Source organism: Croceibacterium ferulae, from assembly GCF_003660445.1.
Classification (GTDB): Bacteria; Pseudomonadota; Alphaproteobacteria; order Sphingomonadales; family Sphingomonadaceae; genus Croceibacterium; species Croceibacterium ferulae.
In genome coordinates this window covers 116959-140216 of the sequence record NZ_QZVQ01000002.1, presented here as the reverse complement: position 1 = coordinate 140216, position 23258 = coordinate 116959, and the positions used below count along the sequence as shown (strand labels likewise).

Annotated in this window: 32 protein-coding genes; 14 read left to right on the top strand and 18 right to left on the bottom strand. The window is 67.0% G+C overall.

Features of this window, described 5'->3' with window-relative positions; all coding sequences use genetic code 11:
• Nucleotides 1-5: 5 nt before the first annotated feature.
• From leuD to leuC, 4 genes are read right to left on the bottom strand one after another with little or no spacing between them, the layout of a single operon-like run.
• Nucleotides 6-608, bottom strand: coding sequence for a 3-isopropylmalate dehydratase small subunit (gene leuD / locus D5S08_RS01400; protein ID WP_121114780.1), 603 nt, complete (start codon nt 606-608; stop codon nt 6-8).
• Entirely contained in the window at nt 608-772 is a 165-nt protein-coding gene (locus D5S08_RS01395) for an isopropylmalate isomerase (protein WP_121114779.1), read from the bottom strand. Before D5S08_RS01395 ends, leuD begins: the two co-directional genes overlap by 1 nt.
• Nucleotides 773-777: 5 nt before the next feature.
• Nucleotides 778-1278: a DNA-deoxyinosine glycosylase gene (locus D5S08_RS01390; protein ID WP_241557156.1), complete on the bottom strand. Its 501-nt coding sequence runs from the start codon at nt 1276-1278 to the stop codon at nt 778-780.
• A 23-nt stretch (nt 1279-1301) separates the two neighbouring features.
• Nucleotides 1302-2732, bottom strand: a complete 1431-nt coding sequence (gene leuC, locus D5S08_RS01385; protein ID WP_121114777.1) for a 3-isopropylmalate dehydratase large subunit — start codon at nt 2730-2732, stop codon at nt 1302-1304.
• A 79-nt stretch (nt 2733-2811) separates the two neighbouring features.
• On the opposite strand from leuC, the gene D5S08_RS01380 reads away from it, so the two are divergent.
• Entirely contained in the window at nt 2812-3342 is a 531-nt protein-coding gene (locus D5S08_RS01380) for a sterol desaturase family protein (RefSeq protein ID WP_121114775.1), read from the top strand.
• A 39-nt stretch (nt 3343-3381) separates the two neighbouring features.
• On the opposite strand, the gene glsA is transcribed toward D5S08_RS01380, so the two are convergent.
• Genes glsA through D5S08_RS16650 form a run of 12 tightly spaced genes read right to left on the bottom strand, consistent with a single transcriptional unit; the run spans nt 3382 to nt 8262 of the window.
• On the bottom strand, nt 3382-4317 hold the full coding sequence (gene glsA / locus D5S08_RS01375; protein ID WP_121114773.1) for a glutaminase A: 936 nt from the start codon (nt 4315-4317) through the stop codon (nt 3382-3384).
• 56 nt (nt 4318-4373) lie between these two features.
• A complete protein-coding gene (locus tag D5S08_RS01370; protein ID WP_121115417.1) occupies nt 4374-4724 on the bottom strand; it encodes a YbaN family protein in 351 nt (116 codons plus the stop codon).
• Nucleotides 4725-4728: 4 nt separating this feature from the next.
• A complete protein-coding gene (locus D5S08_RS01365) occupies nt 4729-5139 on the bottom strand; it encodes a SufE family protein (protein ID WP_121114771.1) in 411 nt (136 codons plus the stop codon).
• 25 nt (nt 5140-5164) lie between these two features.
• On the bottom strand, nt 5165-5398 hold the full coding sequence (locus D5S08_RS01360) for a hypothetical protein (RefSeq protein ID WP_121114769.1): 234 nt from the start codon (nt 5396-5398) through the stop codon (nt 5165-5167).
• 14 nt (nt 5399-5412) lie between these two features.
• Nucleotides 5413-5655: a hypothetical protein gene (locus D5S08_RS01355; RefSeq protein ID WP_121114767.1), complete on the bottom strand. Its 243-nt coding sequence runs from the start codon at nt 5653-5655 to the stop codon at nt 5413-5415.
• Nucleotides 5652-5969 (bottom strand): hypothetical protein, encoded by a 318-nt coding sequence (locus D5S08_RS01350; protein WP_121114765.1) that lies wholly within the window; start codon nt 5967-5969, stop codon nt 5652-5654. Before D5S08_RS01350 ends, D5S08_RS01355 begins: the two co-directional genes overlap by 4 nt.
• Before the next feature lie 21 nt (nt 5970-5990).
• Nucleotides 5991-6293 carry a hypothetical protein gene (locus D5S08_RS01345; RefSeq protein ID WP_121114763.1) on the bottom strand — a complete coding sequence of 101 codons (303 nt, stop codon included), beginning with the start codon at nt 6291-6293 and terminating at the stop codon, nt 5991-5993.
• On the bottom strand, nt 6290-6583 hold the full coding sequence (locus tag D5S08_RS01340; protein WP_175578854.1) for a hypothetical protein: 294 nt from the start codon (nt 6581-6583) through the stop codon (nt 6290-6292). Before D5S08_RS01340 ends, D5S08_RS01345 begins: the two co-directional genes overlap by 4 nt.
• Before the next feature lie 25 nt (nt 6584-6608).
• On the bottom strand, nt 6609-6986 hold the full coding sequence (pspC, locus tag D5S08_RS01335; protein ID WP_121114761.1) for an envelope stress response membrane protein PspC: 378 nt from the start codon (nt 6984-6986) through the stop codon (nt 6609-6611).
• The gene (pspB, locus tag D5S08_RS01330; RefSeq protein WP_121114759.1) at nt 6983-7276 is read right to left on the bottom strand and encodes an envelope stress response membrane protein PspB; all 294 of its coding nucleotides are present in this window, start codon (nt 7274-7276) and stop codon (nt 6983-6985) included. Before pspB ends, pspC begins: the two co-directional genes overlap by 4 nt.
• A gap of 3 nt (nt 7277-7279) precedes the next feature.
• Complete coding sequence (gene pspA, locus D5S08_RS01325) at nt 7280-8113, bottom strand: phage shock protein PspA (RefSeq protein WP_121114757.1); 834 nt, start codon at nt 8111-8113, stop codon at nt 7280-7282.
• Nucleotides 8110-8262: a hypothetical protein gene (locus tag D5S08_RS16650; RefSeq protein ID WP_155522960.1), complete on the bottom strand. Its 153-nt coding sequence runs from the start codon at nt 8260-8262 to the stop codon at nt 8110-8112. The genes pspA and D5S08_RS16650 overlap by 4 nt, the downstream gene beginning before the upstream one ends.
• Before the next feature lie 148 nt (nt 8263-8410).
• On the opposite strand from D5S08_RS16650, the gene pspF reads away from it, so the two are divergent.
• Entirely contained in the window at nt 8411-9433 is a 1023-nt protein-coding gene (gene pspF / locus D5S08_RS01320; protein WP_121114755.1) for a phage shock protein operon transcriptional activator, read from the top strand.
• Between the two features lie 59 nt (nt 9434-9492).
• Here the strand turns inward: pspF and D5S08_RS01315 are convergent, their stop codons facing one another.
• On the bottom strand, nt 9493-10047 hold the full coding sequence (locus D5S08_RS01315; protein ID WP_121115414.1) for a 3'-5' exonuclease: 555 nt from the start codon (nt 10045-10047) through the stop codon (nt 9493-9495).
• A gap of 164 nt (nt 10048-10211) precedes the next feature.
• Here D5S08_RS01315 and rimP point away from each other — a divergent pair, with 164 nt between their 5' ends.
• From rimP to infB, 4 genes are read left to right on the top strand one after another with little or no spacing between them, the layout of a single operon-like run.
• Nucleotides 10212-10784: a ribosome maturation protein RimP gene (gene rimP, locus D5S08_RS01310; RefSeq protein WP_121115412.1), complete on the top strand. Its 573-nt coding sequence runs from the start codon at nt 10212-10214 to the stop codon at nt 10782-10784.
• Nucleotides 10784-12433 (top strand): transcription termination factor NusA, encoded by a 1650-nt coding sequence (gene nusA / locus D5S08_RS01305; protein WP_121114753.1) that lies wholly within the window; start codon nt 10784-10786, stop codon nt 12431-12433. Before rimP ends, nusA begins: the two co-directional genes overlap by 1 nt.
• On the top strand, nt 12414-13193 hold the full coding sequence (locus tag D5S08_RS01300; RefSeq protein ID WP_121114751.1) for a DUF448 domain-containing protein: 780 nt from the start codon (nt 12414-12416) through the stop codon (nt 13191-13193). Before nusA ends, D5S08_RS01300 begins: the two co-directional genes overlap by 20 nt.
• Nucleotides 13194-13199: 6 nt before the next feature.
• Nucleotides 13200-15977, top strand: a complete 2778-nt coding sequence (gene infB / locus D5S08_RS01295) for a translation initiation factor IF-2 (RefSeq protein WP_121114750.1) — start codon at nt 13200-13202, stop codon at nt 15975-15977.
• Nucleotides 15978-16051: 74 nt separating this feature from the next.
• On the opposite strand, the gene D5S08_RS01290 is transcribed toward infB, so the two are convergent.
• Nucleotides 16052-16411 carry an RcnB family protein gene (locus D5S08_RS01290; protein WP_121114748.1) on the bottom strand — a complete coding sequence of 120 codons (360 nt, stop codon included), beginning with the start codon at nt 16409-16411 and terminating at the stop codon, nt 16052-16054.
• Nucleotides 16412-16546: 135 nt separating this feature from the next.
• On the opposite strand from D5S08_RS01290, the gene rbfA reads away from it, so the two are divergent.
• From rbfA to D5S08_RS01250, 8 genes are all read left to right on the top strand, one after another.
• Nucleotides 16547-16942: a 30S ribosome-binding factor RbfA gene (gene rbfA / locus D5S08_RS01285; protein WP_121114746.1), complete on the top strand. Its 396-nt coding sequence runs from the start codon at nt 16547-16549 to the stop codon at nt 16940-16942.
• A gap of 18 nt (nt 16943-16960) precedes the next feature.
• Nucleotides 16961-17542: a thymidine kinase gene (locus D5S08_RS01280; RefSeq protein ID WP_121114744.1), complete on the top strand. Its 582-nt coding sequence runs from the start codon at nt 16961-16963 to the stop codon at nt 17540-17542.
• Nucleotides 17543-17568: 26 nt separating this feature from the next.
• Nucleotides 17569-18255 carry a site-2 protease family protein gene (locus D5S08_RS01275; RefSeq protein WP_121114742.1) on the top strand — a complete coding sequence of 229 codons (687 nt, stop codon included), beginning with the start codon at nt 17569-17571 and terminating at the stop codon, nt 18253-18255.
• A gap of 2 nt (nt 18256-18257) precedes the next feature.
• On the top strand, nt 18258-19154 hold the full coding sequence (gene truB, locus D5S08_RS01270) for a tRNA pseudouridine(55) synthase TruB (RefSeq protein ID WP_121114740.1): 897 nt from the start codon (nt 18258-18260) through the stop codon (nt 19152-19154).
• A gap of 21 nt (nt 19155-19175) precedes the next feature.
• The gene (gene rpsO / locus D5S08_RS01265) at nt 19176-19445 is read left to right on the top strand and encodes a 30S ribosomal protein S15 (protein ID WP_121114738.1); all 270 of its coding nucleotides are present in this window, start codon (nt 19176-19178) and stop codon (nt 19443-19445) included.
• A gap of 216 nt (nt 19446-19661) precedes the next feature.
• A complete protein-coding gene (gene pnp / locus D5S08_RS01260; RefSeq protein WP_121114736.1) occupies nt 19662-22043 on the top strand; it encodes a polyribonucleotide nucleotidyltransferase in 2382 nt (793 codons plus the stop codon).
• 195 nt (nt 22044-22238) lie between these two features.
• Nucleotides 22239-22505, top strand: a complete 267-nt coding sequence (locus tag D5S08_RS01255) for a hypothetical protein (RefSeq protein ID WP_126665468.1) — start codon at nt 22239-22241, stop codon at nt 22503-22505.
• Nucleotides 22506-22569: 64 nt separating this feature from the next.
• A complete protein-coding gene (locus tag D5S08_RS01250; protein ID WP_121114732.1) occupies nt 22570-23250 on the top strand; it encodes an epoxyqueuosine reductase QueH in 681 nt (226 codons plus the stop codon).
• The last annotated feature ends 8 nt before the right edge of the window (nt 23251-23258 follow it).

The window sequence follows — 23258 nt, the reverse complement described above, 5'->3', positions numbered from 1 at the left end:
GGAAATCAGGCGGGCAGGGCCGTGCCACGCACCAGCCACGGCCGGGTCGCGGCGAGCTGGTCTTCATAGCCGACGATTGCCCCGTCGCGCGCCAGCGTCAAGCCGATCTCGTCCAGCCCGCGCAACAGGCAGTCCTTGCGGAACGGATCGATAGGGAACGTGAACCTGTCCTGGAACGGCGTCGTCACTGTCTGCGTCTCCAGGTCGATCGACACCGGATCGGTCTGGGCCACCAGCAGCAGCCGATCGACCGCCTCCTGCGGCAGGGCCACGGTCAGGATGCCGTTCTTGAAGGCATTGCCGGAGAAGATGTCGGAGAAGGACGGCGCGATCACCGCACGCACACCCATGTCGGCCAGCGCCCAGGCGGCATGTTCGCGGCTGGACCCGCAACCGAAATTGTCGCCGGCGATCAGGATCGGCGCGCCGGCATAGCGCGGATCGTCGAACACGTTGCCGGGTTCCGCCCGGACGGACTCGAACGCGCCGACCCCCAGCCCTTCGCGGCTGATCGTCTTCAGCCAGCGGGCCGGGATGATGAGGTCGGTGTCGACGTTCTTCAGCCCGAAGGGGATCGCCCGTCCGTCAATGGCACGCACGGCGTCCATCAATCGGTCTCCGGCATCTCGCCGGAGGGCGTGGTGAAGCGCTTGCGCTCCTCCCGCTGCTTGCGCTGCTTCACGTATAGCAGCGCGGCAGCCACCGCCGCCGAACCGATGGCACCTGCCAGGGCAGCCTTGCCGCCCGCTCCCAGATCCTTGCTCTTGCTCATTCCTGCTAGATGCTTTGCCGCGGCGAGGCTGGCAAGCCGCTGCCGACAAACTTTCCTATCGCCTGCCACCGGCGTTCCTTCTCCGCCAGGGGCATTGCGGCATAGGCCGGGCTGGATGAAGGGAGGGGCAGCAGGCTCAGCCCGCTGCCTTCCAGCAGAGGGGCGCCGATGCGCGCCGCGGTGCCGCCGTTGAATGCGACCGCTTGCAATCGGGGCAATGTGGCGGCGAGTTCGGCCAGCGGATTGGCGGCGACATCGCGGATCGCGGCATCCAGGCTGCTGTTCGTGCGGGTGGCGGAGGCGACCACGTCCCACAGGCCGATGCCATGCGCCAGCAGGGTGGCGAGGCGCTGTTCGTATGGCAGACCGGACAGGTCGGCACCGATGGCATGCCCGACCAGATGCCAGAACCGGTTCTGCGGATGCGCGTAGTATCGTTGCTGCGCCAGCGACCGTTCGCCCGGCAGGCTGCCGAGGATCAGCAGCCGCGTGTCGGGCGCGGTCACGGGCGGGAACGATTCCTTTCGCGTCAGATCAGTTCCCGCACATCCACCAGCCGCCCGGTCACCGCCGCCGCCGCCGCCATTGCCGGGCTGACGAGATGCGTGCGCGATCCCGGGCCCTGCCGGCCCACGAAGTTGCGGTTGGAAGTGGAGGCGCAGCGTTCGCCCGCCGGCACCTTGTCCGGGTTCATGCCCAGGCAGGCCGAACAGCCGGGCTCCCGCCATTCCAGGCCGGCTTCGGTGAAGATGCGGTCCAGCCCTTCGGCCTCCGCCTGTTCCTTCACCAGCCCCGATCCGGGCACGACGATGGCCCACTTCACATTGTCCGCCCGGTGCCGCCCTTTCAGCACGGCGGCGGCGGCGCGCAGATCCTCGATCCGGCTGTTGGTGCAGCTGCCGATGAACACGTTCTCGACCGGCAGGCCGGCCAGCGGCTGGCCGGGCACCAAGCCCATATAGGCCAGGCTCTTGCGGGCGGCATCCTGCTTGGAGGGGTCGGCGAAGCTGTCCGGATCGGGCACGATGCCGTTGATGGGGGCCGTGTCCTCCGGGCTGGTGCCCCAGGTGACCGTGGGCTGCACCTGCGTGGCGTCGATCACTACCGACTTGTCGAACGTCGCGCCTTCGTCGGTGCGCAAGGTCCGCCAGTACTCCACCGCTGCATCCCAATCGGCACCCTGCGGTGCGAAGGGGCGGCCCTTCAGATAGGCGAAGGTCGTCTCGTCCGGAGCGACCAGGCCGGAGCGGGCGCCGCCTTCGATGCTCATGTTGCAGACGGTCAGCCGGCTTTCGACGCTCATCCGCTCGAACACCTCGCCGCGATATTCGATCACGTGGCCGGTGCCGCCGGCCGTTCCGATCACGCCGATGATGTGCAGGATCAGATCCTTGGAGGTGACGCCGGGCCCAAGCTCGCCGGTCACGCGGATCTCCATGGTGCGCGATGGCTGCAGCAGCAGCGTCTGCGTGGCCAGCACATGCTCGACCTCGCTGGTGCCGATGCCGAACGCCAGCGCACCCATGCCGCCATGCGCCGCCGTGTGGCTGTCGCCGCAGACAATGGTGGTGCCGGGCAGCGAAAAGCCCTGTTCCGGCCCCACCACATGCACGATCCCCTGCTGGCGCGCGGTGGCGCCGAAATAGCGGATGCCGAACTCCGCCACATTGGCTTCCAGCGCGCCGAGTTGCTGCGCGCTCTGGCTGTCGGCGATCGGCAGCCGCTGCCCGGCGGCATCGATGCGCGCGGTGGTGGGCAGGTTGTGGTCGGGCGTGGCCAGCGTCAGTTCGGGCCGGCGCACCGGGCGGCCGGCCAGGCGCAGCCCTTCGAACGCCTGCGGGCTGGTGACTTCGTGGACGAGATGCCGGTCGATGAAGATGAGGCAGGTGCCGTCCTCACGCCGCTCGACGACATGCGCGTCCCAGATCTTTTCGTACAATGTGCGTGGTTTGCTGGCCATGCCATGCAGATGGCGCGACCTGCGCGGCAAGGCAAGCGGGGGCTGTCTTTCCCCGCGTGAAGCGCCTATTTAACGGCGCATGACGACCGAATGGCTCATCCCCCTGCTGATCGTGCTGGCAAGCGCCGCCGCCATGGAATGGGTCGCGTGGGCCAGCCACAAATACATCATGCATGGCTGGGGGTGGGCCTGGCACCGTGACCATCACGAACCGCACGATCACCTGCTGGAGAAGAACGACCTGTACGCCATCGTCGGCGCGGTCATGAGCATCTCCATGTTCGCGCTGGGCAGCGAATGGATGCTGGGCGACGCGGCCTGGTGGCCGGCGACATGGATCGGCGTCGGCATCCTGGTCTACGGCATCATCTACACGCTGATCCATGACGGGCTGGTGCATCAGCGCTACTTCAACTGGGTGCCCCGGCGGGGCTATGCCAAGCGGCTGGTGCAAGCGCACCGGCTGCATCACGCCACCATCGGCAAGGAAGGCGGGGTCAGCTTCGGCTTCGTGCTGGCGCGTGATCCGGCCGCGCTGAAGGCGGAACTGCGCCGCCAGCGAGAAGCGGGCACCGCCACGCTGCGCGAGAGCGAGCGGCTGGAGGGGTAGATCACGCCAGCGGGCGTGGCCTCATCAAAGATGGCATGGTCAAGCGGCGCTGAGTGGCGGCCCGAACACCGACCAGCCGGTCTTCTGCACGAGCATCTCGAGCGCACGGATGCCGAGGATCGGATTCCCATTCTGATCCAGGTTGGGAGAGAACACGGCGATTGATGCCGTTTCCGGCGCAATGGCCAGGATCCCTCCACCAACACCACTCTTTGCGGGCAAGCCGACGCGAACGGCAAAGTCGCCCGAGGCGTCATAATGGCCGCAGGTGGTCATCAGGGCGAGCACCGTACGAGTCTGCCGCGCCCGGCAGTCCACCCGGTCGTCCTCCGCATCCCGCCGCGTGTGCATCAGGAAACGGCCTGCTTGCGCAAGCCCACTCACGTCGACCTCGATCGCGCATTGCCGGATATAGGATTCGATCACCGCATCCGGCGATGATCGCAGGTTCCCGTGATGGGCCATGAAGTTCAACATGGCCAGGTTCAGATCGGTGCCTTCGGTCAGCACCTCCTCGTCCAGCGTCACTTCACCTTCCGTGACCTGCTCGCGCACCAGATCGACGATGACGTCACGTGCTTCGGTGCCGTACTGCTCGACCAGGATATCCACCACCAGCAGCGCACCCGCGTTGATGAAGGGGTTGCGCGGGATGCCCCCGGTACGCTCGAGGTCGATCAGCGAATTGAACGGATCGCCTGAAGGTTCGCGGCCCACCCGTTCGAACACGCGATCCTCGATCCTGCGGAGCGCCATATCCAGCGCCAGAGCTTTCGAGATGCTCTGGATCGGAAAGCGCTCGGTGGTGCCGGCCGTGAACACCTCGCCATCGCGTGTCGCCACAGCAATGCCGAACGGCCCCGGGTCGGCGACGTCCTCTTCGGTGTCTGCCGCGTCCTCGATCTCGCGCGCATGTTTGTCGATGTCGCCGGCGATGTCGGCGAGGATCTGCTCGATATTCAGGGGGTCTGTCATCGGCAGATCAACGAACCGGGATCATGTCGGGTCCATCTGCACTGGTGATCGCCACGTCAGCCCGGCCGCGTGGCAATCCACAGCGCCACCGCCAGCAGCACCGCACTCGACACCGCCGCCCACGGCCAGCCGACCAGCCACCATGTCAGCGCCGCAGCGAACGCCATCATGGTCAGCGCCGCGCGCTTACCTTTGCGCGAGATGGCGCCGCGACTGCGCCAGGCGGTCAGGTGCGGGCCGATCTGCGGGTGCGCCAGCAGGCGCTGCTCCCATGCCGGGTTGCCGCGGGCGAAACAGAAGGCGGCGGCGATGAAGAACACCACCCCCGGCATCATCGGCAGGATCAGGCCCACGATCCCCAGACCGACCAGTAGCAGGCCGGCGGCCGTCCACAGCGGCCGCAGCATGGGGTCAGGCGCCGCCTGCGATCCGGCCCGCATGTTCGCGCACCAGCGCGATCATGTTGGGCACGCCCTGCGTCCGGTTGGAACTGAGCTGGTTCTTCAGGTCGAACGGGGCCAGCCGTTCCATGATGTCGGTCGCGGCAACCTCCGCCGCGGGCCGGTCCTGCACGGCGGCGACCACCAGGGCGACGATCCCCTTGGTGATGGCGGCGTTGCTGTCCGCCAGGAAGTGCAGCCGGTCCGCGTCACCGGTGGGATAGACCCACACGCTGGCGGAGCAGCCGCGCACCAGGGCGGCATCGGTGCGCAGCGCCGCGGGCATCGGGTCCAGCTCGCGGCCCAGTTCGATCAGCAGCCGGTAGCGTTCATCACCATCCAGAAAGTCGAATTCTTCGAAGATATCGTCGAGGGATCGCATGGTGCGGCGATGTAATGGCTGCTGCTCACAAATCCACCCCGTTGGCGATCGCTTCCAGCTGGCGGATGCGTTCCTTCAGGTCGGCCATCTCGATCCGGGCGGCGCCTTCTCGGCTGCCGGTCTCCGACGGACCGGTGCGGCGCAGGTCCAGTTCGCGGGTCTTGAGTGCCAGCCAGCCCTGCCACCCCTTCAGCGCGGCGGTTGCAACAACCAGCAAGGCGACCAGAGCGGTCAGGGCAAGCAGCAGATCGTGTGACATGGCAGGCAGGCTCCCTATGCTTGATCGTCGCGCAGGCGCTCGATCTGGTCGGACAGGCGGCGGCCCGGCGTGTCATCGGTGGCGATGCGTTCCAGCACACGCACCCGATCGCGCAGTTCGGCCAGTTCGCGCTGAAGCTCGGCCTCGCGCAGGCTGTGGCCAGCTTCACGGTCGCCGGGATCGGCCCGGCGCGGGCGAAGCACCATTGCGACGGCGAAGATCAGCACGATCAGGACAATGGCGGTGCCGAAACTCACTGCACGTTCTCCCGCCCGTCCCGCAGCCGCTCGATATCGTGGCTGAGGTGATAGCCGCTGTCGGTCACGATCCGCTCCACATTGGCGAGCCGGTCCTTCACGGAGCCGAGCTCGGCCCGCAGCTGGGCATTCTCCTGCGTCACCAGCTTCAGCCGCTCGGCCGTTTCGGCATCCTTCTGCGGGTAGATCGCCTTGCCCCAGCTGTTTTCCAGCGGATAGCCGTGCCGTACCCGCAGCCAGGTGGTGAACACCCAGCCCACCACGCCGGAAATGCCCACTATGGCGATCACTTCGGCGGTCAGTTCAAACGGCATGGTAGTGTCCTCCCGTTACGCTCAGTTGATGCGGCGCGGCTCGCTGTCCGGCGCGTGCAAATCCTCGATCTCGCGCGCCAGGTCGGCATTGCGGTCGGTCGCGATCCGCTCCAGCACGCGCATCCGCTGCTCCAGGCGCTCGACCTGCGCCGCATATTGCGCCGCCTTCTCCGCCGTGCGGTCGGCCATCAATTCCAGCTTGCGTTCCCGGAACTGTAAGTGCCGCTGATAGACGTCGCTGGCGATGCCGAGCACGACCGGCAAACCGATCACGATCAGTGCCAGTACGACAAGCACCACACCCAATGTAGCGACCGTGCTCATCGCACTTCGCTCCCGTTCGTGAGCACTTCCTCCACCCGGCGCTGGTCACGCAGCGCCTCGATCTGGGTGGCGATGTCGTAGCCGCGATCGGTGACGATGCGTTCCAGCACGCGGACCCGATCCTCCAGGGCCTGAACGTGGCTGGCATATTGCGCCGCCTTCTCGGCCGTCGCCTCGCTGGTGGCGCCGACCTGCCGGTCCATCATCTTCTCGCGATGCTTGATCCAGATGGCGAAGAACGGGATCATCAGCGCCAGGATGGGGATGAACAGGGCCATGATGCCTTCCATGATAGACAGTCCCTTCGAAGTTGGATCAGCGCAGCCGCTCGATCTCGGCAGACAGGCGCGGATTGCTGGAAACGTAGTGGTGCTCCACATCGGCCAGCCGGCGGTCGATCTCGCGCATCTTGGACCGCAGTTCGCGCGCGGTGCGCTTGGGGCTCTGCCGGACGCTCTGCCAGTATTTCTGCTCGTGCCGGTCGGTGTAGAGTTGCGGCGGCTTCTTGTTCAGCAGCAGGCCGGCGATGAAGTAGAAGGGCAGGATGCTGCCGCCGGACATGAACACCAGGAACAGGAAGCCCAGCCGGGTCCAGATCGGATCGACCCCGGCATAGTCGGCCAGCCCGGCGCAGACGCCCATCAGCTTGCCTTCCTGCTTGTCGCGGTACAGGCGGGTGCGGGGAGAGTTCACAGAACCGATCCTTTCTTTTCGGCGAGCAGGCGGTCCAGCTCACGCAGTTGCGGGTTGTTGTCCGAACTGTCGGACAGGCGGGCGGGGCGGAAATCGGGGCTGTCGGCGGCGACCAGGCGCTCCACCGTCTCCATCCGCTCGTCCAGCCGCTTGGCCAGATTGTACAGCTCCTCCAGCAGCACCTCGTCATCGGTGGTGATGGTGGCGGCGGTCTTCCACTTGGTCATGTAGTGGAGAATGACCCAGGGCAGGCCGATGAAGATGGCGATGATGGCAATCACGGGTTCCACAGGTCAGCCCTCCTTGCTGTCCGCGCCGCCCTTGCCGAGCGCGCGCTTCATTTCTTCCAGTTCCGCGTCGATCTTGTCCGATCCGCCCAGCGCGGCAATCTCCTCCGACAGGCTGGGGCGACCTGACGCCACGTTCAGCGAATCCGCGCGGCCTTCAGCATAATCGACCCGGCGTTCCAGCTGGTCGAACCGCGCCAGCGCATCGTCCACCCGCTCGCTGGTCATCAGCGTGCGCAGCTTGACGCGGTTCTCCGCGCTTTCCAGCCGGGCAGCGATCTGCGTCTGGCGACTGCGGGCTTCGCGCAGGCGGGTCTGCAGCTTGGCGATATCCTCCTCGTAAGCGCGCAGCGAATCGTCGAGGACGGCGATCTCCTCCTTCAGCTGGTCGGCCATGTCGGCCGCCTTCTTGCGCTCCACCAGGGCGGCCCGGGCCAGATCCTCGCGATCCTTGGACAGCGCCAGCTGCGCCTTTTCCGCCCAGTCGGCCTGCAGCTTCTCCAGCCGGACGGTGTGGCGGTGCATCTCCTTCTGGTCGGCGATGGTGCGCGCCGCGCTGGCGCGAACCTCCACCAGCGTTTCCTCCATTTCCAGGATGATCATGCGGATCATCTTGGTCGGGTCGTCCGCCTGGTCGAGCAGCTCGTTGAAATTGGCCGCGATGATGTCGCGGGTGCGGGAAAAAATGCCCATCAGGGGTACTCCGCTGGAAAGGACGCGATCAAAGGTGGGCTTGAGCGCGGGAGTGGGGCTGGTGCGCAGCCGCTCGATCTCGCGATCGAGCCGGCTGCCCAGCTGGGTGAGGCGCTGACCCGGCTTCGGGGCCTGGTCGTCGCTCATGCCAGGGCCACCACGGGAGCCACCACCAGCACCGGGCCGGTGGCGTGTTCCACACTGCCCAGCGCCACGATGTTCAGGGCGACCAGCGCCAGCAGGCTGGCCAGCGCCGCGAGGCGGGAAGGGTGGGCAATGATCGACTGGATCGACATGGGTTGGCTCCTGGACCTGTATGCCACAGGTTTTGCACGGACCGTGCCAAACGCGATATCGCAGCGATAACAGCAAGTTGCAGGACCGTGCGGCAAAATGGCATGGTGCAAATTGCCAGATGTTGGGGCTCAGTGCTATGTTCTGGGCATGGAGCGGGAAAATCAGTTTATCGGCCAGTCCGGCGCGTTCCTGGACTCGGTGGAGCGGGCCAGTCGCGCGGCGCCCTTGCGCCGGCCGGTGCTGGTGATCGGTGAGCGCGGCACCGGCAAGGAACTGATCGCGGAGCGACTGCATCGCCTGTCCGACCGATGGGACCAGCCGCTTGTCACCATGAACTGCGCCGCACTGCCCGAGACGCTGATCGAGGCGGAGCTGTTCGGGCACGAGGCAGGCGCCTTCACCGGCGCCACCAAGGCGCGGGTCGGCCGGTTCGAGGAAGCGGATCGCGGCACGCTCTTTCTTGACGAACTGGGCACGCTGTCGATGGGCGCGCAGGAGCGGCTGCTGCGGGCGGTGGAATATGGCGAGGTGACGCGGATCGGCTCCAGCCGGCCGGTGCGGGTGGATGTGCGGATCGTCGCGGCCACGAACGAGGACCTGCCACGCGCGGCGGAGGCGGGGCGGTTCCGGGCCGACCTGCTGGACCGGCTGTGCTTCGAAGTCATCACCCTGCCGCCCTTGCGGGTGCGGGAAGGGGACATCGAGGTGCTGGCCGATTATTTCGGACGGCGCATGGCGGCGGAGCTGGGCTGGCGCGACTGGCCCGGCTTTGCCCCGCATGTCAGCCAGCAGATGGAGGAGTACCCCTGGCCCGGCAATGTCCGCGAATTGCGCAACGTGGTGGAACGCGCGGTCTATCGCTGGGACGAATGGACCCAGCCGGTCGGCCATGTGCAATTCAACCCGTTCGACAGTCCGTGGAAGCCCGCGCCCCCGCCCCGGGCGCAGGAAGCTGCCGCCGCCTCCGGCTCCACCACTCCGGCTGCGCCGGCGCCGGCCGATTACGAGACGATCGCGGACCTGCGCGCCGCGGTGGAGGCGCATGAGCGGGCGATCCTGGAACATCATCTGGGCCGCAACCGCTGGAACCAGCGGCAGACCGCCAAGGCACTGGGCCTGACTTACGACCAGCTGCGGCACTGCATCAGGAAACACGCGCTGAGCGAGTGAGAGGCTCCGGTGGCTAGTTTTTCACGCGTGAAAAACCAGATTGGTACAGAGTTGATGGGTCAGGCGCCGGCCTGCGCCTGCCCGATCTCCTGTGCCCGCTTCATCACACGCTGCCATTTGCGCCATTCCCCCCGTGCATCGTCCAGCGCACGGTGGGCAGGCGGGCCTTCGCTCAGATCGTCCAGCGTCAGTATCGATTCCAGCGTCTGCTCCAGCCTGTCCGCCGCGCAGTGCGGTTTCAGGATGGCGCGCGCAGCTTCGGCGATCACATCGTCGCTGTCGCGCAGGCGCAGCGTGTGGCGCGGGATGTCGGCGGCGCGGAGCAGGGCGCTCATCCACTTGCCATCCCACGACGGCGCGCTGGCGCACAGATCGTGGCCGGACAGCACCTCCACCATGCGGCGGGCGACCTCCGCGTGATCCTCTCCCCTGTCCTCCAGTTCGGAACGGGAAATGCCGTGGATCGCCTCTGCCTGCATGTCCCAGTCGGTCCAGCGCGGGGCAGGGCGGATCAGGTGCGCTTCCTCCCGGCCGTCCTCCCACACCCAGCCGACTTCGACCGGGTAGGACCTGTCGGCGAGGGAGGATGCTTCGAAATCGAGAAAGACCAGCATGGTGATGCAATGCGCGGGCGGGGCAATCGGCTTCCGGCTTGCTATTGCATGCGACTCCGCATACATGGCGCTCATCCCGACATTGTCGAAACATTGTGGGGCTGGCGCCGGAAGGGGCCGGCACGATCGGCCATTGGCCGCAACTGGAGCATGACTGCAAGCCTATGGCCGATATCGCCCGCCTCACCCAAGTGATCGAACCCGAGGCGATTGCGCTCGGCTTTGAGCTCGTGCGGGTCAAGCTGACGGGTTCGGGCGAGGAGCAGACGCTGCAGGTCATGGCGGAGGATCCCGCCACCGGGCAGCTGATCGTGGAACAATGCATGGCATTGTCGCGCCGCATCTCCGACGCGATCGACACGGCCGAGGCGGAGCGGGGGGAGCTGATCCCCGGTGCCTACCACCTGGAAGTCAGCAGCCCCGGTATCGACCGTCCGCTGACCCGCGCCAAGGACTGGGCGCAGTGGGCCGGGCACGAGGCGCATGTCTCGCTGACCGAGCCGCTGGGCGACCATCGCAAGCTGCGCGGCAAGGCGTTGAGCATCACCGACGACGTGATCGCGTTCGAAGATCGCAAGGCCGGCCGGCTGGACGTGCCGCTGGCGCTGGTCCATTCGGCCAAGCTGGTCCTGACCAACGAGCTGATTGCCGCCACCCGCCCGCTCGACATGAGCGGGGCCGACGAAATCCTGGAAGTTCCGCAAGACATTTCCGAAGAAGAGAAGGCAGACGACTGATGGCCAGTCCGATTTCCGCCAACAAGGCTGAACTGCTCGCGATCGCGAATTCCGTCGCGTCCGAGAAGATGATCGACCGTTCCATCGTGATCGAAGCGATGGAAGAGGCGATCCAGAAGGCCGCGCGGGCGCGCTATGGCGCTGAGAACGACATCCGCGCCAAGCTGGATCCGCTGACCGGCGACCTGCGCCTGTGGCGCGTGGTCGAGGTCGTCGAGGAGGTCGAGGACTACTTCAAGCAGGTGAACCTGGAGCAGGCGGAGAAGCTGCAGAAGGGTTCCGCGCTGGGCGACTTCATCGTCGACCCGCTGCCGCCGGTCGATCTGGGCCGCATCGACGCGCAGAGCGCCAAGCAGGTGATCTTCCAGAAGGTCCGCGATGCGGAGCGCGAGCGCCAGTTCGAGGAGTTCAAGGACCGCGCGGGCGAGGTCATCACCGGCGTGATCAAGTCGGTCGAGTTCGGCAATGTGATCGTGAACCTGGGCCGTGCGGAAGGCATCATCCGCCGCGACCAGCAGATCCCGCGCGAGGCGACCCGCGTGGGCGAGCGCATCCGCGCCTGGGTGATGAAGGTGGAGCGCAACAATCGCGGCCCGCAGATCTTCCTGAGCCGCGCGCATCCCGAATTCATGAAGAAGCTGTTCGCGCAGGAAGTGCCCGAGATCTACGATGGCATCATCGAGATCAAGGCCGCCGCACGCGATCCCGGCAGCCGCGCCAAGATCGGCGTGATCAGCCGCGACAGCTCCATCGACCCGGTCGGCGCCTGCGTCGGCATGAAGGGTAGCCGCGTGCAGGCCGTGGTGCAGGAACTGCAGGGCGAGAAGATCGACATCATCCCCTGGAGCGAGGACAGCGCGACCTTCGTGGTGAACGCGCTGCAGCCCGCCACCGTCACCCGCGTGGTGCTGGACGAGGATGAGGGCCGGATCGAGGTCGTGGTGCCTGACGACCAGCTGAGCCTGGCGATCGGCCGTCGCGGGCAGAACGTTCGCCTCGCCAGCCAGCTCACCGAAAGCCAGATCGACATCATGACGGAGGAAGAAGCCTCCGAGAAGCGGCAGAAGGAGTTCTCCAGCCGTTCCAAGATGTTCGAGGAAGAGCTGGATGTCGACGAAACGCTGAGCCAGCTGCTGGTGGCCGAAGGCTTCGCCGAGCTGGAAGAAGTCGCCTATGTCGAGTTGAGCGAGCTTGCCGGCATCGAGGGCTTCGACAACGACTTGGCGGAAGAGCTGCAGAACCGCGCCCAGGAAGCGCTGGAGCGGCAGGAAGCCGCCTATCGCGAGGAGCGGCAGGCGCTGGAGGTCGAAGACGCGCTGGCGGAGCTGCCGCATCTGTCCGAACAGATGCTGGTGGTGCTGGGCAAGGCGGGCATCAAGGTGCTGGACGATCTGGCCGATCTTGCCACGGACGAGCTGATCGCGCGTCGCCGCGAAGGACCGCGCCGGCGCAACACCGACAAGCCGCAGGCCGGCCCCCCGCCGCGCCGTCCGCAGCGCGAGACCGACAAGGGCGGCGTGCTGGGTGAATTCGGCCTGACCGAGGAACAAGGGAACGAGATCATCATGGCCGCGCGAGCCCACTGGTTCGCCGACGAAGATCAGGCACCCGCAGCGCAGGAGGCCGCCGATGCGGAATCCTCGCAATGAACCGCTAGGCGACAACGACAGCGATGACGCGCCGGAGCGGCGTTGCATCCTGTCCGGCAGCAATGCCGGGCGGGACGCGATGCTGCGCCTGGCGATGGCGCCGGCCGGGCCGGATGGGCAGCATGCGGTGCTGCCCGACCCGCGGGCCCAGGCGCCGGGTCGTGGCGCCTGGATCGGGGTCGACCGCGCCACATTGGCAGAGGCCCTGGCGAAGGGTCGCCTGAAAGGCGCCCTGGCGCGTGCGCTGCGCACCGGCGCGCTGGCGATCCCTGACGATCTGCCCGAACTGGCGCAGACCGGCCTGACCCGCGCCTTTACCGAACGGCTGGGACTCGAATTTCGCGCCGGGCGTCTTATCTTGGGATCGGATCGCATCGCCCGCGCCGCGCGGGACGGGAAAGTGGCCGCCCTGTTCCATGCCGCTGATGCCAGCGGCGATGGCGCCCGCAAGCTGGATCAGGCCTGGCGCGTGGGCACCGGGACGGAAGGGACCGGCAAGTCCGGCCTGCGTCTGCCACTGGACCGGGCGGCCCTGTCTGTGGCATTGGGCCGCGACAATGTCGTCCATCTGGCGCTGACCGATCCGGGGTCTGCGCAGCGGGTCACAACCCCGTTGCAACGCCTGCTGAACTTCCTGGGTGCCCCTGCCGATGGCGCGCAGCTGATCGAGGCGAACGAAGATGGGCCGGACCGCGTGAGCGCGGCACCGGGGCGGGCGGCGCAAGCCGGACCTGCAGAGCTGAATTTGAAGGACTGTTGACCACCGATGAGCGATAACGACGACACCACGACCCGCACCCGCAAGCCCCTCGGGGTGAAGCGTTCGGTCGATGCGGGCGAGGTCAAGCAGACCTTCAGCCACGGCCGGACCAACAAGGTCACGGTCGAGGTGAAGCGTTCCCGCAAGCTGACTCGTCCTGGCGACAAGGCACCTGCGGCAGCTCCGGAAGTGGTCGAGCAGGCGCCGGTCGCCGCTGCGCCGCGTCCGGCTGCGCCGCCCCCGCCGCCTCCCCGTCCGGCCACGCCGGTCTCGGGCGAGAGCCGGCTGGAAATGCAGCAGCGTCTGCTGCGCGAGGCCGAAGAGGCGCGTCTTGCCGCGATGGAAGATGTCAGCCGCCGCGAGGAGGAAGCGCGCCAGCGTGCCGCCGAGACCGAGCGTGCCCGTGCGGAGGAGAACCGCCGGGCCGAGGCCGAGGCGCGGGAGGCAAAGGCCGAGCCTGCTGCCGAAAGCCAGCCGCAGGATGTGACGCCCGCCGCGGAAGCGACCCCGGTCGCCGAAAGTGCCACGCCCGGTGCACCTACCGCGAAGACCGAAACGGCTGCCCCGGCAGAGAGCGCCGCGCCCGCCGAGTCGCCCGCCGAACCGACGCCGGCGGCGGCCGAGGCTGCCCCGGCACCTGCGGCCGAAGTCGAGGAAGCGCCCGTCATCGTGCCGGCGCCCCGTCGCTTCTCGCCCGTTCCCCGGCCCGAGCCGCGGCGTCCCGCGCCGACCGAGGCCGCCAGCACCACTGCGCGCGGGGCGGATGCCAAGCCGCAGCCCGGCCAGAAGGCCGAGCGTGGCAAGTCTGCGCCCACGACAGCGGCGGCACCGGGCCGGCCGTCTGCCGAGCGCGGCGCGGTCGAACGCGGCAGCGCGGCCGATCGTGACAAGCGTCGCGGCGGCAAGCTGACCGTCAATCGGGCCTTGAACGAGGACGAGGGCGCCCGCGCCCGTTCGCTCGCCGCGCTGAAGCGTGCGCGGGAGAAGGAGCGTCGTTCGCAGCATGGCGGTTCGTCCAAGCCGCGTGAGAAGCAGGTGCGCGAAGTGATCGTGCCCGAGGCGATCACCGTGCAGGAACTGGCCAACCGCATGGCGGAAAAGGGTGCCGACCTGGTGAAGGCGCTGTTCAACATGGACATGCCGGTAACCGTCAACCAGACGATCGACCAGGACACGGCCGAACTGCTGGTCGAGGAATTCGGCCACACGATGGTTCGCGTGTCCGCCGCGGACATCGACATCGGCCAGACGGTCGAAGCCGATCCCGAGGAAACGCTGCGCGAACGTCCGCCCGTGGTCACCATCATGGGCCATGTCGATCACGGCAAGACCAGCCTGATGGATGCGCTGCGCGGGGCCAACGTCGTGAAGGGGGAGGCCGGCGGCATCACGCAGCATATCGGCGCCTACCAGATCGTCACGAAGGACAAGCAGAAGATCACCTTCCTCGACACGCCGGGGCACGAGGCGTTCACGCAGATGCGCATGCGCGGCGCCAATGTGACCGACATCGTGGTGCTGGTGGTGGCGGCGGATGACGGCATCATGCCGCAGACGATCGAAGCCATCAATCACACCAAGGCGGCGGGCGTGCCGATGATCGTGGCGATCAACAAGATCGACCGGCCCGAGGCGAACCCGCAGCGGATCCGCGAGCGCCTGCTGGAGCACGAGGTCGTGGTCGAGCAGATGAGCGGCGACGTGCAGGACGTGGAAGTCTCCGCCAAGACCGGGGAAGGGCTGGACAAGCTGATCGAGGCGATCAGCCTGCAGGCCGAACTGCTGGAACTGCGTGCCCGTCCTGATCGCGAGGCGGAAGCCACCGTGATCGAGGCTCAGCTGGACAAGGGCCGTGGCCCGGTGGCGACCGTGCTGGTCAATCGTGGCACGCTGAAGCGTGGCGACACCTTCGTGGTCGGTACGCAAAGCGGCCGCGTGCGCGCCCTGGTCGACGACAAGGGCAAGCAGATCAAGGAAGCGGGACCCTCCATGCCGGTCGAGGTGCTGGGTCTTGGCGGCGTGCCGCAGGCCGGTGACGTGCTGACCGTGGTGGAAAACGAGCAGCGCGCCCGTGAAGTGGCGGAATACCGTCAGGAACAGGCGACGGAGAAGCGGACCGCCATGGCGCCCGCCAATCTGGACACCATGTTCGCCGGGCTGAACAGCGCGGTGATCGAGTTCCCGGTGGTGGTGAAGGCCGACGTGCAAGGGTCGGTCGAAGCGATCGTCAATGCGCTGCACAACCTGTCGAACGACGAGATCAAGGTTCGCGTCCTGCAATCGGGCGTGGGTGCGATCACGGAAAGCGACGTGGTGCTGGCGGCGGCGTCCAAGGCGCCGGTCATCGGCTTCAATGTGCGTCCGAATGCGAATGCGCGCCAGCTGATCCAGCGGGACAAGGTGCGGATGATGTATTACGACGTCATCTACCACCTGACGCAGGAGATCGCCAAGGAGATGGCGGGCGAGCTCGGTCCGCTGCGGATCGAGAACGTGGTCGGCCGTGCGCAGGTCAAGCAGGTGTTCCCTGCCGGCAAGCGCGACAAGGCAGCAGGCCTGCTGGTGGAGGAAGGCGCGATCCGCAAGGGTCTGCATGCCCGGCTCACCCGCAACGACGTCATCGTCAGCGCGACCACCATCGCCTCGCTCCGCCGCTTCAAGGACGATGTGGACGAAGTCCGCGCCGGCGTGGAATGCGGCGTGGTGCTGGCCGATACGAACGACATCCGGGCGGGCGACCAGCTGGAAGTGTTCGAGGTGACCGAGCAGGAGCGCACGCTGTAAGCGGCGCTTCCTGACGGCAGGCGATTGCGACTGGCCGGCACGTCCAATCTAGGGGCATGCCGGCCAGTGTCATGTTAGCGGAAGGCGTTGGGCAGCACGCGCTGCACCGTGTTGTTGCGCAGCGACACCAGCAGCGCATCATTGCCGGACCGCACCCACACCTGGTCGCGCCCCGGGGCACTCAGCCGGCGGTTCTGGCGATGGTCGAGCCGGCGGTAATTGCTGACCCGGCTGCGGTCGAACCGTTCCCCACGGGCGAAACGATGCACCTGCTGCTGCTGCCGGGAAGGTGTCACCTGCGGGCGGCGGTCGTACCGGTCACCGCGATCCTGCTGGGTGTAGCGGGCCTGGTCGTGGCGCTGGACCGGCTGCGCCTCCGCGGCAAACGGGACGACCAGCGCGGCGGCCAGCAGGGTGGCGATCACTTTGTTCATGGCGCATTTCCTTTAGAAGGTCTGTGCCCTATCTACGATCGGCACAGGCGCGGTGTCCGTCACATCGGGTCGCAGATTGTCGCCCGATCCGGTCACCAGTCATCCTGCCGCAAGCTATGAAACGGAAGCGAACCATTGGCCCGCCAGCCGCAAACGAATGAAGACCAGTCGATCCGCCTGCTGAAGGTGGGCGAGCGCGTACGCCATCTGCTGTCGGAGCTGCTGACGCGGCAGAGCGTGCATGATGACACGCTCTCGGCCCACACCGTGTCGGTCACGGAAGTGCGCCTGACGCCGGACCTGCGGCAGGCCAAGGCCTATGTGAAGCCGTTGCTGGGCGGGGACGAGGCCGAGGTGCTGACGGCCCTGCGCCGCAACACCGCCTATCTGCAGCGCGAGGTGGCGCAGCGGCTGGGCCTGAAGTTCGCGCCCAAGTTGAGCTTCATGGCGGATGAAAGCTTCGAGGAAGCCGACCGGATCGATCAGCTGCTGGCCGACCCGCGCGTGACGCGCGACCTGAGCAAGGACTGACGCGGCGGGGAGTGCCCGGTGGCCAAGCTGTATTTCTACTATGCCAGCATGAATGCGGGCAAATCGACCAACCTGCTGCAGGCGGACTTCAATTATCGCGAGCGGGGCATGCAGACCATGCGCTGGACCGCCGCGATCGACACGCGCGACGTGGCGCCGATCGCCAGCCGCATCGGCCTGTCGGCCGACGCGCACCTGTTCGCGCCTGATACCGATCTGTGGGAGGCGGTCACCGCCTGCCATGCGGCGACACCGCTGGCCTGCGTGCTGGTGGACGAGGCGCAGTTCCTGTCGCACCAGCAGGTCTGGCAATGCGCCCGCCTGGCCGATGCCGCCAACATCCCGGTGCTGTGCTACGGCCTGCGCACGGATTTCCAGGGCGAGCTGTTTCCCGGATCGGCGGCCCTGCTGGGGCTGGCCGACAGTCCGGTGGAGCTGAAGGCGGTGTGCCATTGCGGCCGCAAGGCGACCATGAATGTGCGGCTGAACGCCGAAGGCGAAGCCGTGCTGCACGGCGACCAGACCCAGATCGGCGGCAATGAGCGGTACGTCGCCCTGTGCCGCCGCCATTTCGCCGACGCGCTGGGCCTCTATCGCTAGGCCGCATGCGCGCCTAGGTGGACGGCATGAACGACACATTCCTGCTGGCGCTGGCGATGATCCCGGCGCTGGTCATCGCCATCGTCTTCCACGAGGTCGCGCATGGCTGGGCCGCGCTGCTGCTGGGCGATCCCACCGCGCAGGAGCAGCGCCGGCTGACGCTCAACCCGATCCGCCATGTCGATCCGGTCGGTACCCTGCTGGTGCCCGGTGCGCTGGCGCTGGCGGGGATGCCCGTATTCGGCTGGGCCAAGCCGGTGCCGGTCAACGCCCGGCGCTTACGCGATCCGCGCACCGGCATGATGGCGGTTGCCGCAGCCGGCCCGCTGACCAATTTGGTGCTGGCCGCGCTGGGCGCGATCCTGCTGGGGCTGCTGGCGCGCTTCGTCTCAGCCCCGGCGGGCGGTGCATTCGGCTATTTCGTGGTCACGCTGCAATTGTTCATCCTGGTGAACATCTTCCTGGCGCTGTTCAACCTGCTGCCGATCCCGCCCTTTGACGGGTCGCATATCGTGGAAGGGCTGCTGCCGCGCCGTGCCGCGCGGATCTATGACCGGTTCCGCCCACTCGGCTTTCCGCTGCTGTTCGTGCTGCTGGTGGCGGTGCCTTACCTGTTCCCCGGCGCGGGTATCGTGGAGAACCTCGTCGCCCCGCCGGTCGAGTGGCTGGAAGCGCGCTACATGGCGCTGGCCGGCTTCGTGGCGGGCGTCTGACGATGACAGGCACAGGGCCCCATGGCTGGCTGATCCTCGACAAGCCGCGCGGGCTGGGCTCCACGCAGGCGGTGGGCGCGGTGAAGCGGGTGCTGCGCGCCGCCGGTCACGGCAAGGTGAAGGTGGGGCACGGCGGCACGCTGGACCCGCTGGCCGAAGGGGTGCTGCCGATCGCGCTGGGCGAGGCGACCAAGCTGGCCGGGCGGATGCTGGATGCCAGCAAGACCTACGCCTTCACAGTGACGTTCGGGCAGCAGACGGCCACGCTGGACACGGAAGGAGAGGTGGTTGCCACCAGCGATCATCGGCCGTCGGCGGCGGAGGTGCAGGCGGTGCTGCCGCGCTTTACCGGTGCGATCGAGCAGGTTCCGCCGGCCTATTCCGCGCTGAAGGTGGATGGCCGCCGGGCCTACGACCTAGCGCGTGCCGGGGAGGAGGTCACGCTGGCGACGCGGGCGGTGACGATCCATGCGCTGGACCTGCTGGATAGCGGCCCCGATTACGCCACCCTGCTGGCACATGTCAGCAAGGGCACCTATATTCGCAGTCTGGCGCGCGACATCGCGCATGCGCTGGGCACGGTCGGTCATGTGACCTTCCTGCGCCGCAACCACGCCGGTCCCTTCACCGAGGCCCAGGCGATTTCGCTGGACATTCTGGAGGAAATCGGGAAGGGCGCGCCGCTTGAAGACCACCTCCTGCCGCTGGAGGCGGGGCTGGACGGTATCCCGGCCCTGAACCTCACACCGGAAGACGCGCAGGCGGTCCGCCAGGGCCGGGTCTTGTCCGGGCAGCCCCAAGCAGACGGGCTCCATCTTGCGACGCTGGCCGATGTGCCGGTCGCGCTGGTGGAGGTCGCAGGCGGGACGATCACGGTCGTCCGGGGCTTCAATCTCTAACGATACCGCGGAGCCAAGTGAATGTCGGTTACCCCCGAGAAGAAGCAGGAAGTCATCACGGACAACGCCCGTCAGCAGGGCGACACCGGATCCCCCGAGGTGCAGGTCGCAATCCTGACGGAACGGATCCGCAATCTGACCGAGCACTTCAAGGACCACCACAAGGACAACCATTCGCGCCGCGGCCTGCTGACCATGGTCAACAAGCGCCGCAGCCTGCTGGCCTATCTGAAGAAGAAGGATGTGGCCCGGTATAACGGGCTGATCCAGAAGCTGGGCCTGCGCAAGTAAGCAATTCGGGAAGGGCGGCCGATCGGCCGCCCTTTTCGTAATGGTGCAACCAAGCCCGGGCAAACAGGCCGGGCAGCAGACAAGGGGCATCGGCCAGCGCAATTCGGCGCGGCCAGCCCCGGAGCGATCAGACAAGCGCTCCACACCGGACCGGGACGGCATACCCGGCAGCAAACCCCGCTTGTGCAATAGGGCCGGCGGGTACGAGGAACACACATGTTCGACACCAAGACTGTATCGCTGGAGTGGGGCGGCAAGACCCTCACCCTCGAAACCGGGCGCATCGCGCGCCAGGCTGATGGCGCCGTTCTGGCGACCTATGGCGAGACCGTGGTGCTGTGCGCAGTCACCGCCGCACGCACCGTGAAGGAAGGGCAGGATTTCTTCCCGCTCACCGTCCACTATCAGGAAAAGTTCTCCGCTGCCGGGCGCATCCCGGGCGGCTTCTTCAAGCGGGAGCGTGGCGCGACCGAGAAGGAAACGCTGACCAGCCGCCTGATCGATCGTCCGATCCGCCCGCTGTTCCCCGAAGGGTTCTACAACGAGATCAACGTGATCGCGCAGGTCCTGTCCTATGATGGCGAGACCGAGGCCGATGTGGTGGCGATGATCGCCGCCTCCGCCGCGCTGACCATTTCCGGCGTGCCCTTCATGGGCCCGATCGGCGCCGCGCGCGTCGGCTTCAAGGACGGCGAATACACGCTGAACCCGAAGCAGGACGCGGCGCTGGCCGATGGCAGCCTGGACCTGGTCGTCGCCGCCACGCACGAAGCGGTGATGATGGTCGAATCCGAAGCCAAGGAACTGACCGAAGAGCAGATGCTGGGCGGCATCCTGTTCGCGCATGAAGAGTGCCGCAAGGTCATCGATGCCATCATCGACCTGGCCGAGCAGGCCGCCAAGGAGCCGTGGGAGCTGACGCCGGTGGAGGACAAGTCCGCCACGCTGAAGGAGCTCGACAAGCTGATCGGCAAGGACCTGGCCAAGGCCTACGCCCTGACCAACAAGCAGGAGCGCCAGAACGCCATCAACGTGGCGCGCGCCAAGGCCCGCACCCACTTCGAGAGCATCGAGGGCGCCAACCCGGCCGAGTATCTGGGCAAGCTGAAGCTGGTCAAGAAGCTGGAAAGCGACATCGTGCGCAAGGCCATCCTGAAGGACGGCAAGCGCATCGACGGTCGCACCGTCGATCAGGTCCGCCCGATCGAGGCGATGGTCGGCTTCCTGCCCCGTACGCACGGTTCCAGCCTGTTCACCCGTGGCGAGACGCAGGCGATCTGCACCACCACGCTGGGCACCAAGGAATCCGAGCAGATGATCGACGGGCTGGAAGGCCTGTCGTACCAGTCCTTCATGCTGCACTACAACTTCCCGCCCTACTCGGTGGGTGAGGTCGGCCGCTTCGGCGCGCCGGGCCGCCGCGAGGTTGGTCATGGCAAGCTGGCATGGCGGGCGCTGCACCCGGTGCTGCCGGCCAAGGAAGACTTCCCCTACACGATCCGCGTCCTGTCCGACATCACCGAGTCCAACGGTTCGTCCTCGATGGCGACGGTGTGCGGCGGCTGCCTGTCCATGATGGACGCCGGCGTGCCGATCACGCGGCCGGTTTCCGGCATCGCGATGGGCCTGATCCTGGAAGGCAAGGACTTCGCGGTCCTGTCCGACATCCTGGGTGACGAGGATCACCTGGGCGACATGGACTTCAAGGTCGCAGGTACGGAGCAGGGCATCACCAGCCTGCAGATGGACATCAAGATCGCCGGCATCACGCAGGAGATCATGACCAAGGCGCTGGAGCAGGCGAAGGCCGGCCGGGCGCACATCCTGGGCGAGATGACCAAGGCGCTGGGCACCGCCCGCACCGAACTGTCCGCCCATGCCCCGCGCATCGAGACCATGCAGATCGACAAGTCGAAGATCCGCGACGTGATCGGCACCGGCGGCAAGGTGATCCGCGAGATCGTGGCCGAGACCGGCGCCAAGGTCGACATCGACGACGAGGGCGTGATCAAGATCTCCTCTTCCGACATCGCCCAGATCGAGGCGGCGAAGAAGTGGATCAGCGGCATCGTGGAAGAGGCCGAAGTCGGCGCGATCTACAGCGGCAAGGTCGTCAACATCGTCGATTTCGGCGCCTTCGTGAACTTCATGGGTGGCAAGGACGGTCTGGTCCATGTCTCCGAAATGAAGAACGAGCGGGTCGAGAAGCCGACCGACGTCGTCAGCGAAGGCCAGGACGTGAAGGTCAAGGTGCTGGAAATCGACAATCGCGGCAAGGTCCGCCTGTCGATGCGCGTCGTGGACCAGGAAACCGGCGCCGAGCTGGAAGACACCCGTCCGGCCCGCGAACCGCGCGAGCCGCGCGGTGGTGATCGTGGTGGCGACCGTGGCGGTGACCGGGGTGGCGATCGTGCCCCCCGTGGTGGTGACCGGCGCGGACCCCGCAGCGGCGGCGGCGATCGTAATCGCGGCCCCCGCAGCGAAGGGCGCGGCGAAGGCCGTGGCCGCAGCGAAGATGGCGGCACCGGCAATGGCAATGGCGGCAACAATGGCGGCGGCGATCCCGACCACCTGCCCGCCTTCCTGCGCGAGGACTGATCGCAGCTAGCCGGTTTCCCAGCTCGGGACATCAGCAGGGGCCGCGACCGGACATTTTGTCTGGTCGCGGCCCTTTGCGTTTGTTTGCCGCTGCGGCATGATCGGCCATGGCGACCATCCGATCTTCACCACTTGTTTACCAAGTGTGTTCACACGGGTCGTATGGTGCCTGATCTGGTGAGCGGGGCTGCGGCGATGGACAGCGATCGACAGGACGGCATCGGCGGCACGCGGGCCGCCATCCTGCATCACCTCCGCCGTGACTGGCCCGACAGCGTCGATCTCAGCGCGCGAGCCCTGGGGGTCGGCGTCGCCACCGACGATTTCCTCGCCGCCGCCGTCACGCTGCAGGACGAAGGGCTGATCATGTACGAAGCACTGCTGGTGGGCACCGGCCCTGCGCCGCTGCTGATGGCGGCCGTGCTGACCCGCAAGGGACAGGAAGCTGCTACCGCCAGCTAGGCATCGCGCTTTGGGCGGCGCCAGGCTCTCGCATGGGCCGGCCAAATCCTGTAAGGGGCGCGCCATGACCGATCAGCCTGCCACGACCCCGATCGACCGCCCCGTCCTGACCCCGCCCGACGCGCAGGGCAAGGTGCTGTTGCATTCCTGCTGCGCCCCCTGCTCGGGCGAGGTGATGGAGGCGATGACCGCCAGCGGGATCGACTACACGATCTTCTTCTACAATCCGAACATCCACCCCAAGGAGGAATATATCCTCCGCAAGGAGGAGAACATCCGCTTCGCGGAGAAGCACGACATCCCCTTCATCGATGCCGATTACGACAGCGCGAACTGGTTCAAGCGCGCGCGCGGGATGGAGTGGGAGCCGGAGCGCGGCGTGCGGTGCACCATGTGCTTCGACATGCGGTTCGAGCGGACGGCGCTGTATGCGCACGAGAACGGCTTTTCCGTCATCACGTCTTCGCTCGGCATCTCGCGCTGGAAGAACATGACGCAGATCAATGATTGCGGGGAGCGCGCGGCGGCCAATTACCCGGGCATCACCTACTGGACGTTCAACTGGCGCAAGGGCGGCGGTGCCGCCCGCATGATCGAGATCAGCAAGCGCGAGCAGTTCTACCAGCAGGAATATTGCGGTTGCGTCTATTCCCTCCGCGACACGAACGCCCACCGGGTAAGCCAGGGGCGCGAGGAGATCCGGCTGGGCGAACTGTATTACGGGGTCGAGAACGAAGCGGGCTGAGGGTGCGA